The sequence below is a fragment of the Saccharopolyspora shandongensis genome (assembly GCF_900106995.1).
Lineage (GTDB): Bacteria > Actinomycetota > Actinomycetes > Mycobacteriales > Pseudonocardiaceae > Saccharopolyspora > Saccharopolyspora shandongensis.
Genome location: NZ_FNOK01000011.1, coordinates 159,173 through 175,389 on the forward strand (window position 1 = coordinate 159,173; position 16,217 = coordinate 175,389).

A 16,217-nucleotide genomic window follows, 5' to 3' on the forward strand; every position below is an offset into this window, starting at 1 on the left:
CTAAAATTGGGGCTCTCCGCGCCTCAGGTGGCGGTATGACTCAGAGGCGGGCGGCGAGGACGTGCCAGCAGGTGTTCACCAAGGCTCAGCTCCAGACGTTCCTGACCACCGTCAAGTCAGGCCGGCTCGACCTCTGACACCGGACGGACAAAGCCCCATCCCGACGGTGCCGGGATGGGGCTTTGTTCGTATCAGCACGGAGAAGGACCCCTGTCCGGAGGAGTCGGACAGGGGCCCTTTGGTCAACTAGTTACTTCAGCGGTAGTCGCGGCCGAAGTCGTAGTCGTCCAGCGGAACCGCCGCACCGGTACCGGTGCCGAACACGTCCGGGGTGTAGTAGCTGTCGTCGTAGGACGGGATCGCGTATGCCGCTGCCCGCGCCTCCTCCGTCGGCTGCACCTGGATGTTGCGGTACCGGTTGATGCCCGTACCAGCCGGGATCAACTTACCGATGATCACGTTCTCCTTCAGGCCGACCAGCTTGTCACTCGCGCCCTCGATCGCGGCGTTCGTGAGGATGCGGGTCGTCTCCTGGAAGGAGGCCGCCGACAGCCACGAGTCCGTGGCCAGCGACGCCTTGGTGATACCCATCAGCACCGGACGGCCGGACGCCGGGTCGCCGCCCTCGGCGACGACGCGACGGTTCTCCGACTCGAACTGCGAGCGCTCGACCGGCGAACCGGGCAGGAACTCGGTGGCACCCGAGTCGATGATGATGACCCGGCGCAGCATCTGGCGGACGATGACCTCGACGTGCTTGTCGTGGATGCCCACACCCTGCGACCGGTACACCTCCTGCACCTCGCGCACCAGGTGCAGCTGGGCCTCGCGCGGGCCCATCACGCGCAGCACCTCGTGCGGGTCGACCGCACCTTCCAGCAGCTGCTGGCCGACCTCGACGTGGTCGCCGTCGGCGATCTGCCGCTCGCTGCCGTCCACCGAGATCGCCGCGAGCCGCTGCCGCTTGGACAGCTTGTCGTAGACGATCTCCTCGCCGCCGTCGTCCGGAATGATGGTGATCTTCCAGTAGCGGTCGTTGTCCTCCATCCGGATCCGGCCCGAGGTGTCGGCGATCGGCGCCTTGCCCTTCGGGACCCGGGCCTCGAACAGCTCCTGGACACGCGGCAGACCGGTGGTGATGTCGTCACCGGCGACACCGCCCTGGTGGAAGGTACGCATCGTCAGCTGCGTACCCGGCTCACCGATCGACTGGGCGGCGACGATGCCGACGGCCTCGCCGACGTCCACCAGCTTGCCGGTGGCCATCGAGCGGCCGTAGCAGACCGCGCAGACGCCGACGCCGGACTCGCAGGTCAGCACGCTGCGGACCTTGACCGTGGTGACCTTGGCGGCGAGCAGCTTCTCGATCGCCGGGTCGCCCAGGTCCGAACCGCGGGCCAGCACGATGTTGCCGTCGGCGTCGGTGACGTCCTCGGCCGTGGTGCGGGCGTAGATGCTGGTCTCCACGTGCGCGTCGCGCAGCAGCGTGCCGTCCGGCAGCAGCTCCGCGATCGGCATCCGGATACCGCGCTCGGTGCTGCAGTCGGTCTCGCGGACGATGACGTCCTGCGAGACGTCCACCAGACGACGGGTCAGGTAACCCGAGTCGGCGGTACGCAGCGCCGTGTCGGCCAGACCCTTTCGGGCACCGTGGTTGGAGATGAAGTACTCCAGCACCGACAGGCCCTCGCGGAAGTTCGCCTTGATCGGGCGCGGGATGTACTCACCCTTCGGGTTCGACACCAGACCACGCATACCGGCCAGCTGGACGACCTGGGTCATGTTACCGGCGGCCCCGGACTTCACGATCACGCTGATCGAGTTGTCCTCGGGGAAGTTCGCCTCCATGGCCTCGGCGACCTCGTCCTTGGCGGCCGTCCAGACCTTGACCAGCTCGGCGTTGCGCTCCTGGTAGGACAGCGCACCGCGGCGGTACCGCTTCTCGACCTGGTCGGCCTTGGCCTCGTAGCCGTCCAGGATCTCGGTCTTGTTCGGCGGCACGACCACGTCGGTGATCGACACGGTCACGCCCGAACGGGTCGCCCAGTGGAAACCGGCGTCCTTGAGCTTGTCCAGGGTCTGCGCCACGGTGACCATCGGGTACCGCTCGGCCAGGTCGTTGACGATCGCGGCCTGCTTCTTCTTCGGCAGCAGGTCGTCGACGAACGGGTAGTCCTCGGGCAGCAGCTCGTTGAACCACACGCGGCCGAGGGTGGTCTCGGCCAGCCACGGCTGACCGGGCTCCCAGCCCTCCGGCAGCTGGTCCTTGTTCGGGACCACGTCGCGCAGCCGGATCTTAATCTTGGCCTGCAGGTCCAGCGCGCCGCGGTCGAAGGCCATGATGGCCTCGCCGACCGAGGAGAACGCCAGGCCCTCGCCCTTGGCGCCGTCCACCTGACGGGTCAGGTGGTACAGGCCGGTGACCATGTCCAGACGCGGCATCGCCAGCGGCCGGCCGGAGGCCGGCGACAAGATGTTGTTGCTGGACAGCATCAAGATCCGGGCCTCGGCCTGGGCCTCGGCCGACAGCGGCAGGTGCACCGCCATCTGGTCACCGTCGAAGTCCGCGTTGAACGCCTCGCAGACCAGCGGGTGCAGCTGGATGGCCTTGCCTTCGACCAGCTGCGGCTCGAAGGCCTGGATGCCGAGGCGGTGCAGCGTGGGAGCACGGTTGAGCAGCACCGGGTGCTCGGCGATGACCTCTTCCAGCACGTCCCACACCTGCGGGCGCTGGCGCTCCACCATCCGCTTCGCGGACTTGATGTTCTGCGCGTGGTTGAGGTCGACCAGCCGCTTCATGACGAACGGCTTGAACAGCTCGACCGCCATTTCCTTCGGCAGACCGCACTGGTGCAGCTTCAGCTGCGGGCCGACCACGATGACCGAACGGCCCGAGTAGTCGACGCGCTTGCCGAGCAGGTTCTGGCGGAACCGGCCCTGCTTGCCCTTGAGCAGGTCGGACAGCGACTTCAGCGGCCGGTTGCCCGGGCCGGTGACCGGACGCCCGCGACGGCCGTTGTCGAACAGCGCGTCCACGGACTCCTGCAGCATCCGCTTCTCGTTGTTGACGATGATCTCGGGAGCCCCGAGGTCGATCAGTCGCTTGAGGCGGTTGTTGCGGTTGATCACGCGGCGGTACAGGTCGTTGAGGTCGGAGGTCGCGAAGCGGCCACCGTCCAGCTGCACCATCGGACGCAGGTCCGGCGGGATGACCGGCACGCAGTTGAGCACCATGCCGCTCGGGTCGTTGCCGGTGGCCTGGAAGGCAGCCACGACCTTCAGGCGCTTGAGGGCGCGGAGCTTCTTCTGGCCCTTGCCGCTGCGGATGGTCTCGCGCAGCAGCTCGGCCTCGGCGCCGATGTCGAAGGTCCCCAGCAGCGACTGGATCGCCTCGGCGCCCATGCCGCCGGTGAAGTACTCGCCGTAACGGTCGTAGAGCTCGCGGTACAGGATCTCGTCCGGGATGAGCTGGCGGGGCTCCAGCTTGGTGAAGGTCTCCCAGATCTCGTCGAGCTTGTCGAGCTCGCGCTGCGCGCGGTCGCGCAGCTGCTTCATCTCGCGCTCGGCGCCTTCCTTGACCTTGCGACGCTGGTCGCTCTTGGCGCCCTCGGCCTCGAGCGCGGCCAGGTCGGCCTCGAGCTTCTGGGCCCGGGCCTCCAGGTCGGAGTCGCGCTGGTCGGCGACGCGCTTGCGCTCGACGCTGATCTCGCTCTCCAGCGTCGACAGGTCGTTGTGCCGCATCTCGGTGTTCACCGAGGTGATCACGTACGCGGCGAAGTAGATGATCTTCTCGAGGTCCTTGGGGGCCAGGTCGAGCAGGTAGCCCAGCCGGGACGGGACGCCCTTGAAGTACCAGATGTGGGTGACGGCGGCGGCCAGCTCGATGTGGCCCATCCGCTCGCGGCGAACCTTGGCGCGGGTGACCTCGACGCCACAACGCTCACAGATGATGCCCTTGAACCGGACCCGCTTGTACTTACCGCAGTAGCACTCCCAGTCCCGGGTCGGGCCGAAGATCTTCTCGCAGAAGAGCCCGTCCTTCTCCGGCTTCAGGGTGCGGTAGTTGATGGTCTCGGGCTTCTTGACCTCGCCGAAGGACCACTGGCGGATGTCGTCGGCCGTGGCGAGGCCGATGCGGAGTTCATCGAAGAAGTTGACGTCAAGCACGTCGGGTCTTCTCCCTTGATCGAGAGGTTCTGCCGGGTAGCTCCGGCAGCGGTGCCAGGTTGGGTCGGACGCCGGTCCGCGAGATCAGCTCCCGCGGACCGGCGGCGAGGTTCAGTGCGCGAGGTCGTCGACCGAGGCCGACTCGTTGCGGGACAGGTTGATGCCGAGGTTGGCCGCGGCACGCTCCAGGTCCTCGTCCTCGCTGTCGCGCATCTCGATGGCCGCACCATCGCTGGAGAGCACCTCGACGTTCAGGCACAGCGACTGGAGCTCCTTCAGCAACACCTTGAAGGACTCCGGGATGCCCGGCTCGGGGATGTTCTCGCCCTTGACGATCGCCTCGTAGACCTTGACGCGGCCGACCACGTCGTCGGACTTGATCGTCAACAGCTCCTGCAGCGTGTACGCGGCGCCGTAGGCCTGCATGGCCCAGCACTCCATCTCACCGAAGCGCTGACCACCGAACTGCGCCTTACCGCCCAGCGGCTGCTGGGTGATCATCGAGTACGGGCCGGTCGACCGGGCGTGGATCTTGTCGTCCACCAGGTGCGACAGCTTGAGGATGTACATGTACCCGACGGCGATCGGGTACGGGTACGGCTCCCCGCTGCGGCCGTCGAACAGCTGTGCCTTGCCGTCGCCGCCCACCATGCGCTCACCGTCGCGGTTCGGCTTGGTGGAGGCCAGCAGGCCGGTGATCTCCTCCTCCCGCGCACCGTCGAAGACGGGGCTGGCGGTGTTGGTACCGGGCTCGACGTCGTAGAGGTCCTCCGGCAGGCGCTGGGCCCACTCGGAGTCGCCGTCGATGGTCCAGCCCTGGGAGGCGATCCAGCCGAGGTGCGTCTCCAGCACCTGGCCGATGTTCATCCGTCGCGGCACACCGTGGGTGTTCAGGATGATGTCCACCGGGGTGCCGTCGGAGAGGAACGGCATGTCCTCGGCCGGCAGGATCTTGCCGATGACGCCCTTGTTGCCGTGGCGGCCGGCGAGCTTGTCGCCGTCCTGGATCTTGCGCTTCTGCGCGACGTAGACCCGCACCAGCTGGTTGACGCCCGGGGGCAGCTCGTCGTCGTCCTCGCGGTTGAACACGCGGACGCCGATGACCTTGCCGGTCTCGCCGTGCGGCACCTTCAGCGAGGTGTCGCGGACCTCGCGGGCCTTCTCGCCGAAGATCGCGCGCAGCAGCCGCTCCTCCGGGGTCAGCTCGGTCTCGCCCTTCGGCGTGACCTTGCCGACCAGGATGTCGCCACCCTGGACCTCGGCACCGATGCGGATGATGCCGCGCTCGTCGAGGTCGGCCAGCACGTCGTCGGAGACGTTCGGGATGTCCCGGGTGATCTCCTCGGCACCGAGCTTGGTGTCGCGGGCGTCGACCTCGTGCTCCTCGATGTGGATCGAGGTGAGCACGTCGTCCTGCACCAGGCGCTGGGACAGGATGATCGCGTCTTCGTAGTTGTGGCCTTCCCACGGCATGATCGCGACGAGCAAGTTCTTGCCCAGCGCCATCTCGCCGTTCTGGGTGCACGGCCCGTCCGCGATGACCTGCCCGGCCTCGACCCGGTCGCCCTCGTTGACGATCGGCTTCTGGTTGATGCAGGTGCCGTGGTTGGACCGGGAGAACTTCTGCATCCGGTACGAGCGGCGGGTGCCGTCATCGGCCATCACCGTCACGTAGTCGGCGCACAGCTCCTCGACCACACCGGCCTTCTCCGCGGTGATCACGTCACCGGCGTCGACCGCGGCGCGCAGCTCCATGCCCGTGCCGACCAGCGGCGACTCGCTGCGCAGCAGCGGCACCGCCTGGCGCTGCATGTTCGCACCCATCAGGGCGCGGTTGGCGTCGTCGTGCTCGAGGAACGGGATCATCGCGGTCGCGGCGGAGACCATCTGCCGCGGCGAGACGTCCATGTAGTCGATCTCGGTCGGCGCGAGCAGCTCGACCTCGCCGCCCTTGCGTCGACCCAGCACGCGCTCGTCGATGAAGTTGCCGTCGTCGTCGATCGGCGCGTTGGCCTGCGCCTTGACGTAGCGGTCCTCTTCGTCGGCGGTCAGGTAGTCGATCTGGTCGGTGACCCGGCCGTCGACGACCTTGCGGTACGGCGTCTCGATGAAGCCGAACGGGTTGACCCGCGCGAACGTCGCGAGCGAGCCGATCAGACCGATGTTCGGGCCTTCCGGCGTCTCGATCGGGCACATGCGGCCGTAGTGCGACGGGTGCACGTCGCGGACCTCCATGCCCGCGCGCTCCCGGGACAGACCACCCGGGCCGAGGGCGTTCAGACGCCGCTTGTGCGTCAGGCCCGCGAGCGGGTTGGTCTGGTCCATGAACTGCGAGAGCTGCGAGGTGCCGAAGAACTCCCGGATCGCCGCCGTGATCGGGCGGATGTTGATCAGGGTCTGCGGGGTGATCGCCTCGACGTCCTGGGTGGTCATCCGCTCCCGGACGACGCGCTCCATGCGGGACAGGCCGACCCGGACCTGGTTCTGGATCAGCTCGCCCACGGTGCGCAGGCGCCGGTTGCCGAAGTGGTCGATGTCGTCGACCTCGACCGGCACGGTCGCGCCTTCGCCCTCACCGCGAGCGGGCATGTCGGTCTCGGCGGCGTGCAGCCGGACCAGGTACTCGATCGTGGTGACGATGTCTTCTTCGGTCAGCACGCCGGCCTGGTACGGGTGGCCCAGCCCGAGCTTCTTGTTGACCTTGTAGCGGCCGACCCGACCGAGGTCGTAGCGCTTCTCCTTGAAGAACAGGTTCTCCAGGAGCGTCTGCGCGCTCTCCTTGGTCGGCGGTTCGCCCGGCCGCAGCTTGCGGTAGATGTCCAGCAGAGCTTCGTCCGTACCGGCGGTGTGGTCCTTCTCGAGGGTCGTCATCAACGTCTCGGAGAAGCCGAACCGCTCGCGGATCGCCTCGGCCGTCCAGCCCAGCGCCTTGAGCAGCACGGTGACCGGCTGCCGGCGCTTGCGGTCGATGCGGACGCCGACGGTGTCGCGCTTGTCGACGTCGAACTCCAGCCACGCACCGCGGCTGGGGATGACCTTGACGCTGAAGACGTCCTTGTCGGTGGTCTTGTCGACCGCCGTGTCGAAGTAGACACCGGGGGAACGGACGAGCTGGGTGACGACCACCCGCTCGGTGCCGTTGATGATGAAGGTGCCCTTGTTCGACATCATCGGGAAGTCACCCATGAACACCGTCTGGCTCTTGATCTCGCCAGTGGTGTGGTTGGTGAACTCCGCGGTGACGAACAGCGGGGCCGCGTAGGTCATGTCCTTGTCCTTGCACTCCTCGACGGAGGCCTTGACCTCGTCGAAGCGTGGGTCGGAGAAGGACAGCGACATCGATCCGGAGAAGTCCTCGATCGGGGAGATCTCGCTGAGGACCTCCTCAAGACCGCCTACCGGATTCTCCTCGCCGGCGTCGACCCGGCGCTGGAACCAGGCCTCGTTACCGACAAGCCATTCGAAGGACTGGATCTGCAGGTCGAGCAGGTTCGGCACGTTCAACGGTTCGCGAATGTTCGCGAACGAGACCCGCTTGGGTGCCCCAGGGATCCCCGACGTGTAGTTGGAAGCTGCAGAGACCTTGGTCGCGCGGGAGACTGCCAAGATGCGTCCTTCCGGGACTCTGAACTGGCTACAGCCGCATCAGCGAAAGTGCCCGGCGAAGTGACCGACGGGGGTCCGTACCCGCTGGCACAGTTCGCTAACACAGCTGTCAAGGGTGCAATGGCGCCCACGATCCTACGGTCCGGTGCAGGACAGACGGAAAGAGGGCAGCGCAAAGTAGCAGTCTAGCCGGAACTACGCCAGCTGTCGAGGGGACCCACCGATGGCGGCCCAGCCCCGCGTTGAGCACCAGAGTGAACCCGCGCGAGCCCGCAGTCAAGAGATCACGCTTCGATCACCCTCGTGGCGCAAAACACGATCACCGCTCGTGACCATCAGAGGCATCGTCCTGCCTGGTCAGAGCGCTACCTCCAGGTAACTCCAGGTGCTCCCCGGCGACGCTCCCGACACCCCGCCGAACGGCCCTTGACAGTCCTGCCGTCGATCGTCTTGGGAGTGACGAGCACCTCAACATCCGGGATCGCGTTCCCTATTCCTGGGACGACTCAGCCGAACGGAGCCATTCCCGCAAAGCCGCCCCGCCACATTCACTCCGCGTGCTCACATCGACACCTGCAGTCATTTCCATTCCCAAGAAATTCGATCTTCGAATTCCCGATCCACCCGGGGAGGCGCGGAGTGCCACCGAGTACGCGACGCCGCGATGCGCGCACCGCGCGAGATCGGGAGACCACCCGCCGAAGCGGCGCCGCGGAGGCGCAGTCGTCCAATGTAGACCTCGCGGGGCGGGCACGGAACGCGCACGGCTCGGCACGGCGGGGAGCCCGACGCGATCACCCGCCCCCGGACCGGTCCGTCCGCGGTCGGCCGACCGCGAAGTCGCCGCCGACGCGTGCTGGCCGTGAGTAGTAATGGTCGCAGGAATGACCTTTTCCGCTCGCGAAGCGGTACTTTCGATCACGAGCACTTAACGAATCGCACCATCGGGCACAACTGCCCGACGGCACGATCTCAGGTGATGCACGCGGGCTATTCGGCGCAAGCGTCCGCCGGTAGCGTGATACGCCCCACCTGTTCGAGGTGCCCCGGGTGAGCAGGCCACAGGAGAACTGACCGATGACAGACGATGCAAGCCGCGCGAGCGAACGGTTCAGCGGGCTGCAGCGTTGGACAGGGGGGCCGGACCGCAGCGGTTCCGGCTCCAGCTGGTTCTCCGCCGAACCGGACGACGCCACGCCCCCACCCCGGCAGGCCCCGCAACCTCCCGAGGCGACGGCCGCCGAACCCCGGCGCAGCGCCGAGCAGCGCTACGCCGATGCCATCGCGGCGATGAACAAGATCGTCACCACCCTGGACTTCGAGCAGCTGCCCTGGGTGGCCGAGGTGTTCCGGGCGACCGCCGGAGTGCTGCACGAGAACGACCCCGCACGCGCGGGTGTGCTCAACAACCTCGGCAGCGCCGCGCAGCTGACGCACGTGCGCAGCGGCGCGCTGGCCGATCTCGAGGACGCGATCTCCTACTACCGGTCGGCGCGGGACTCGGCGCACAGCAGCGACCAAGACCGGGTGCTCTACCAGTGCAACCTCTCGCTGGCGCTCACCGATCTCGCGAACAAGACCGACAGCGCCTCATCGGCGGCGGAGAGCGTGCAGGTGGCACGGGAGACCGTCGAGCAGACACCGCGCCGCGACCAGCGCCGCGCGATGACGCTGATCCGGCTGGCCAACGCGTTGCTGCTGCACGCCCGGCTGGCCGACGCGCCGCAGTCCGACGACGAGTCGATCGACGTGTTCCGGGAGGCCGCCCGGATCTCGCCGGCCAACGAACCGGCCACCTCCGAGCTGCTGATCAACCTCGGTGCGGCACTGCTGCGCCGGTTCGAGCGCGGCGGCTCGCCCGAGGATCTCGACGAGGGCATCAAGCACCTCGGGTCCGGCGCCGGTGCCCTCGCCGACGGCGAACCGCGGCGGGCCGCGCTGTGCCACCTGGCCAAGGCGCTGCGGCTGCGGTTCCACCGCGACGGCGATCTGACCGACCTCAACTCGGCGATCAACGAGCTGATCGGCGTGCTCGGGGTGCTGGAGAGCGGAAACCCCTTGCTGGGCACGGCGATCTGGCACCTCGCCGCGGCGACCGTCGAGCACGTCGACGCCACCGGCGAGGCGAGCCAGCTGCGCCGCGTGCTGCGGCCGATCGCGCCCGCGGTGCGCGCGATGTCCACCGACGACCAGAGCCGCGCCGTCGCCCTCACCGGCTACGCGACCCTGCTGCGCAGGCACTTCCTGCACGGCGGGGAGGCCAAGGTGCTGGACACCGCGGTCACCGCCGGCGAGGCCGCGGTGGAGGCGGCGAACGCGGACGAGCGCGGCGCGATGCTGCACTCGCTGGTCACCACGTTGATCGGCCGCTTCGAGCACCACGGCGAGGCCACCGATCTGGACCGGGCGGCCGAGATCGCGCGCGAGGCCGCGAAGCTCGACACCGCGTCGCAGCCTGCGGCGTGGGCGCAGCTCGGTATCGTCTCGGCGCACCGGTTCCGGCTGACCGGCAAGATGCGGGACATCGAGGCCGCCATCGAGCTGCTGGACCAGGCGCTCATCGCGATGCCGGCGACCGCGCCGAACCGCGTGGGCATCGCCGTCCAACTCGGTCGCGCCCTGCGCACGCTCTACCAGCGCAGCGGGCGGCGACGGTACTACCGGTGGGCGCGCAAGGTGCTCATGGAGGCCGCCGAGCAGTCCAACGCCCCCGTCGACCAGCGGATCCGGGCGGCGAGCCTGTCGGGCCAGATCTGTGCGCAGGCGCACCGGTGGTCGGAGGCGCTGGAGTCGTTCGAGGTCGCGGTCGACCTGCTGCCGCTGGTCACCCGCGGCAAACGGGTCGTCGCGTCGCCGACCGCGCAGCAGCGGTGGGCGACGATCGCGGCCGATGCCGCGGCATGCGCGTTGGAGAGCGGCGCGCCCGAGCGGGCCGTCGAGCTGCTGGAGCACGGGCGGAACGCGGTCCTGGCGGACTTCCTGCCGACCGGCGGCGAACTCGGCGAGCTGCACCGCACCCACCCGGACCTCGCCGACGAGGCGGTCCGGGTGCGGCGGCTGCTGGACCGGCCGGTGGACGAGCCGGTGCTCCTCGGGTCCGACGACCGGATGCGGCTGGCGGACACCTGGGACGAGCTGCTCGCGGAGATCCGCCAGGTGCAGCCGGGCCACCTGCAGCGCACGCCGATCGAGAAGCTGTCGGACGCGGTGCCGGACGGCTGCGCGGCGCTGGTCAACCTCAGCCGCTACCGGTCGGATGCGCTGGTGCTCATCGCCGGGCGGGTGCTGACCGTGCCGCTGCCCAACGCCGCGCCGGAGACCGCGGCCGACCGGGCGGCCGAGCTGCTGGCCGCCGCGCAGCAGGACGACCACGAGGCGCTGGCCGACGGGCTCGACTGGACCTGGGACCGGATCGCGCGCCCGGTCATGGAGCGGATGGGCTACCTGCGCACGCCGGAGCCCGGCGCCCGGTGGCCGAGGATGTGGTGGAGCGCCCTCGGCGCGATGGCGTTCCTCCCGGTGCACGCGGCGACCTCGCGAACCGGGGAGTCCACATTGGACCGCGTGGTGTCGTCGTACACCCCGACGCTGGGCTGCCTGCTCCGGGCGACGCAGCGGCCGGTGCCGACGGGCGGCCGGGCCCTGGTGGCGGCCGGATCGGCGGAGCTGGTCGGGCGGGAACTGCCGCCGCAGAACCAGGTCCTGGCGCAGTACTGGCCGTCGGCGGAGATCGCGGCGGTGGAGAGCACCAACGCGGCCGAGATGCTGCAGATGCTGCCGGAGCACCCGTGGTTGCACGTGTGCGAGCCGAGTTCGCAGTTCCCGGCGCAGCCGGCGGCGGCGCTGCTGCTGGACCGCGAGTCGCCGCACCGGCCGCTGGGCGTGGTCGAGCTGGGCCAGGTGCCGTTGGAGGAAGCGGAGTTCGGCTACCTCGGCCAGTGCGCGACGGCGGCCGACCCGCCGTGCGCGGCGGCGGTGTCCCTGCCGGGAGCGCTGGGCTTCGCGGGGTTCACGCACGTCATCGGCACCCTGTGGGAGATCGACCCGGAGAGCGCGGTGCAGGTGCTCGCCGACGTCTACGCCGCGGTGTTCGGCGGCGAGGAGTTCGACACGGACCGCTCGTCCTACGCCCTGCACAACGCGGCCCGCCAGCTCCGGGCCCGCTACCCCGAGGAGCACTGCGTCTGGGCGGCCCACGTCCACATCGGACCGTGACGCCATCCCCGGCGGAACCGGGGCACATCCGCGGTCCTGGAGAAACGCCCCAGAGGTCGTTCCCGCATGGCTCCGCCCGAATGCCCCGCTTCACTGACACCGTTGGCGATTTCGCGCGAAATCGCCAATCCCCACGCTTGGCGGGTGGCGATTTCGCGCGAAATCGCCGCCCGCATCCCAGGCCGCCGCGTCTCGCACGTGCCCGCGCACCATTCTGAAACGGCCCCATTGGGCAAAATCGGAATTCGGGTCGGCGGGTGGATTTCGCTTTCAGGGCCGGGGTTTCAGCCGCCGGAGGGTGTAGCCGTCGCCGGCCGGATCCAGGGTCGCGGTGGCTCGCTTGAACAGGTACTCGGCCCGTTCGTAGGACAGGCGGCTGCGGCCCGTCTCCGGGCACAGGTCGCCGCCCCGGGGCGTCCGGACCGGCCCGGGCCTGCGATCGGTCAGGAACAGCGGGCCCCGGGTGCGGCCCGCCACCAGCTCGGGGAGCAGCGTGGCCGTGCCGGATCGCCAGCTCACCCAAGTTCCGGCCACCCGGGCGCGCCGGTCGTCCAGGTCCAGGTCCTCGACGTTCAGGGACAGGACCGCCGTCACCGCGGCCCCGGATTCGTGCAGCAGCCGCCACAAGGTGCGTTCCCGCAGCGGGATCCCGGGGCGGTTCCAGATCTCGTCGAGCTGCGCGTGGTCGATCGGCAGCGCCGGGGAGCGCGTTTCGGCACGGCGGTCCAGGCCCGCAGCCAGGTCGTCCAGGCCCGCCCAGGCGCCGAACGACCGGATCGCCGAACGGTGCCGGTTCCACGTCTTCGCCGCCGCCGAGCCCCATGCCGTCTCGAACACCCGCGCCACCTGCTCAGCAGTCATGGCGGCTAGTGGTCGATCACCCAGGGCCAGGCGCAGCCGTCGCAGGGTCTGCGCGTAGGAGCGGATCGTCGCGGCGTTGAGTTCGTCGCGCGCCAGGAACTCCTCGACCGCCGCCCCGAGCGTCGGGCCGGAATCGCCGCTGCCGGCGAGCTCTTCCGCGCGGCGGAGCAAGAAGGCGCGTTCCGCGGTGTTCTGGGTGAGCACCGCGGCCCGCTCGAACTCCGGCTTCGCCTCTCCGCCGCGCCCGAGCCGCGCCAGGAGGTCGCCCCGGACGCTGGGCAGCAGGTGGTAGTTCTGCAGAACCGGATCGGTGCCCAACGAATCGACCAGCGCGAGCCCGGCCTCCGGCCCGCGCGCCATGCCGACCGCCACGGCCTTGTTGAGCTGCACGATCGGCGTCGGCAACAGCCGGGACAGCGCTTCGTACAGCGCCGCGATCTGCGCCCAGTCGGTGTCCTCGGCGGTCCGCGCCCGCGCGTGGCACACGGCGATCGCGGCCTGCAGCACGTACGGGCCGGGAGTGCCGCCGATCTCCCGCGCCCGCAGCAGCGCGGCGAAACCCCGGCGGATGAGCAGCTGGTCCCAGCGACCCCGGTTCTGCTCGTGCAGCTGGACGGGTTCCCCCGACGGGCCGGTGCGCGCGGCCGATCGCGACTCCTGGATCTCCATCAGCGCGACCAGGCCGTGCACCTCGGCCTCGTGCGGCGCCAGCTCGGCCAGCAACCTCCCCAGCCGCAGCGCCTCCTGGCAGAGCCCGGGGCGCAACAGGTCGTCGCCGGCGGTCGCCGAGTACCCCTCGTTGAAGATCAGGTAGACGACTCCGAGCACCGACGAGATGCGATCGGCCAGCTCCGGGCCGTCCGGGAGCTCGAACGGCACCTGCTCCTGGGCCAGGGTCCGCTTCGCCACGGCGATCCGCCGGGCGATCTGCGGCTCGCTGACGAGGAACGCCCGGGCGATCTCCGCGGCCGTCAGGCCACCCAGCAGCCGGAGCGTCAGCGCGACCCGCTCCTGCATCGGCAGCACCGGGTGGCAGGAGATGAACATCAGCCGCAGCACGTCGTCCTGTTCGAGATCCTGCTGCTGCTCCTGCTCGCGCGCCAGCTGCTCGTGCTTCTCCTCCAAGCGGCGGGATCGCCGGATGTGGTCGATGGCGCGACGCTTGGCGATCGCCATCAGCCAGGCGCCCGGGTTGTCCGGGATGCCCGCAGGCCACTGCTCCAGCGCAGCCACGAGCGCGTCCTGGGCCAGCTCCTCGGCAAGGCCGACGTCGTGCACCAGCCGCGTGAGCGCGGCGATGATCCGGGCCGATTCGAGCTTCCAGATCGCGTCGACGGTGCGCCGCACGGCGGGCGCGCCGCCCCGGTCGGGGCGGCGCGAACCGGGGGTCACGGGCCGAAGACCTGCTGGACCACGCTCTCGCCGTCACCGACGATCTTGCGGAACCGGCGCGCCAGCTCGATCGCCTCCTCCTTGGACCGGACCTCGATCAGCGCGAATCCCGCCACCGACTCCTTCGCCTCGGCGAACGGCCCGTCCGTCACGGTGATCTCGCCGTCCGCGGAGGTCACCCGGACGCCGCCGGGTTCGAGGCCGCCGGTGGCCAGCAGCACCCCGGCCGCGGTCAGCTCCTCGACGAACTTGCCCATCTCGACGTACAGGCTCTCGTCGGGAGCGGCATCGGAAGCCTTGGTCATCATCAGGTAGCGCACGGCGCCTTCCCCTTCCTTCGCTGAGCTGCTTTCCGCATCAGCGTCGGACAAGCCTATGCGACGGGGAACGAGCGCATTCCCTGTCGCATCGCCGGTTCGACGTGTTGGCGAGAACCCGAGCACCGCAACAGGAAGGACGAAGCCATGGCCAAGTTCGCCACCGTGCAGGAGTACGCCGCCTCGCTCCCCGAGGCCCAGCGCGCGATCGCCGACGAGCTGCTTCCGCTCATCGACGAGGCGCTGCCCGGCGCAGGAGCGGTCTGGCACGGCCACCCGGTGTGGAGCCTCGGCCCGGCGCCCGGCAAGTCGCCGGTCTGCTTCATCAAGGCGTACTCCGCCCACGTGACCTTCGGCTTCTGGCGCGGCCAGGAGATCACCGACGCCTCCGGCCGCCTCGCACCCGGCTCACGGGCGATGGCGAGCGTCAAGCTCCGCACCCCGGCCGACATCGACGCCGAGCTGTTCACCGACTGGCTGCGCGCGACCCGCGACCTGGAAACCGCAGCCGACTGACCCGAACCACGAGGAGCAGCGCCGGGCGACCACCCGACGCTGCTCCTCGTGATCGTTCTGGTGTGCCGCGCGCCGTTTTCGCGCGAAAACGGCGTCCCCACGCCTGCGGGATGACGGTTTCGCGCGAAAACGGCGTCCCTGCGGGCTCGCGGCGTCGGTCAGCGGAGGGTGATCTGGGTGATCTTCCACTTCTCGCCCTGCTTCTCGGCGCTCACCGAGATCTGTGCCGGGCCGACGTTGCTCTCGCCGGTGTTGGCGCGCATCGCGTGCTGGTCGACGAACAGCAGGAGCTCGGCGCGGTCGCCCTGCAACATCGTCACCGCGCTGCTCTTCACCGTCGTGGTGACGATCAGCTGCTGCTGCGGAGCCTGCTCCCGGACCACCTTGAACAGCTCGTCGTACTTCTGCACCGCCGAGCCGACCAGCAGATCCCGCGCGGCGGTCTCGGTCTTGGCCGTGTCGTTGAAGTCGTAGGAGAACACCTTCTCCACGGCATCGCTGATCTGGCCGTTGACCTCGCTGGTGGCCCCGGCCGAGACCAGCGCCTGGTTGGCCCCGGCCCCGGAGTAGCGCGCGTCGAACGCCTTGATGCCGAGGAACACCGCCGCCCCGATGAACAGGACCGCGAGGATCCAGACCGTCCACACCAGGCCCGTCAGCGACTTCTTGCCGGACGCCGCCGCGCCGGGCTGCGCCCCGGACCACGCCTGCTGCGCGCCGAACGGCGCCGCGGCTACGCCGCTGGACCCCGCCGGCTCCGCCGCCGCATCGGCCGCTTCGCCGGCCTCTGCGACCGGCTTCGCCTCTACGGCCTCGCTTCGCTCCTCCGAACCGGCTTCGCCGCGCCCCGGCGCGCCGACCTCGACGGTCGGCTGCACCGGACCGGCCGCCGTCGCGGCGTCGCCGCGCTCCGGCGCGGCTTCGACGGATCCGTTGCCCGGGGCCTCGACCTCCGGCTCCCGCTTCGCGGTCCCGTTGGCAGCCTGCCGCTCTCCCTCGGCGCGCCGGGCTTCCCGGGCCTCCTCCTGGAGGGCGTCGCCGAGCAGGGTTTCGCGGTTGCGCAGGCCCGCCACCTTGGGACGGCGGGTGGGGGTCTTGCGGCGGTTGCTTGGCACTGACTGCACTCCTCGAATTGCTTGCGAG

At 69.6% G+C, this 16,217-nt stretch carries 7 protein-coding genes; 2 read left to right on the forward strand and 5 right to left on the reverse strand.

Annotation, left to right across the window (positions count from 1 at the left end; all coding sequences use genetic code 11):
* Positions 1-255: 255 nt before the first annotated feature.
* A complete protein-coding gene (locus BLW84_RS14475) occupies positions 256-4,167 on the reverse strand; it encodes a DNA-directed RNA polymerase subunit beta' (protein WP_093265678.1) in 3,912 nt (1,303 codons plus the stop codon).
* Positions 4,168-4,278: 111 nt separating this feature from the next.
* Positions 4,279-7,773 carry a DNA-directed RNA polymerase subunit beta gene (gene rpoB / locus BLW84_RS14480; protein WP_093265680.1) on the reverse strand — a complete coding sequence of 1,165 codons (3,495 nt, stop codon included), beginning with the start codon at positions 7,771-7,773 and terminating at the stop codon, positions 4,279-4,281.
* A 1,077-nt stretch (positions 7,774-8,850) separates the two neighbouring features.
* Here rpoB and BLW84_RS14485 point away from each other — a divergent pair.
* Entirely contained in the window at positions 8,851-11,988 is a 3,138-nt protein-coding gene (locus BLW84_RS14485; RefSeq protein ID WP_093265681.1) for a CHAT domain-containing protein, read from the forward strand.
* Between the two features lie 270 nt (positions 11,989-12,258).
* Here BLW84_RS14485 and BLW84_RS14490 read toward each other — a convergent pair whose 3' ends face one another.
* Positions 12,259-14,241: a sigma-70 family RNA polymerase sigma factor gene (locus BLW84_RS14490; RefSeq protein WP_245761143.1), complete on the reverse strand. Its 1,983-nt coding sequence runs from the start codon at positions 14,239-14,241 to the stop codon at positions 12,259-12,261.
* Entirely contained in the window at positions 14,238-14,561 is a 324-nt protein-coding gene (locus BLW84_RS14495; protein ID WP_093265683.1) for a YciI family protein, read from the reverse strand. The genes BLW84_RS14490 and BLW84_RS14495 overlap by 4 nt, the downstream gene beginning before the upstream one ends.
* Before the next feature lie 144 nt (positions 14,562-14,705).
* Between BLW84_RS14495 and BLW84_RS14500 the strand changes: the two genes are divergently transcribed.
* Complete coding sequence (locus tag BLW84_RS14500) at positions 14,706-15,074, forward strand: DUF1801 domain-containing protein (RefSeq protein WP_093265688.1); 369 nt, start codon at positions 14,706-14,708, stop codon at positions 15,072-15,074.
* Between the two features lie 158 nt (positions 15,075-15,232).
* Here the strand turns inward: BLW84_RS14500 and BLW84_RS14505 are convergent, their stop codons facing one another.
* Positions 15,233-16,189, reverse strand: a complete 957-nt coding sequence (locus tag BLW84_RS14505) for a hypothetical protein (protein ID WP_093265690.1) — start codon at positions 16,187-16,189, stop codon at positions 15,233-15,235.
* Between the last annotated feature and the right edge of the window lie 28 nt (positions 16,190-16,217).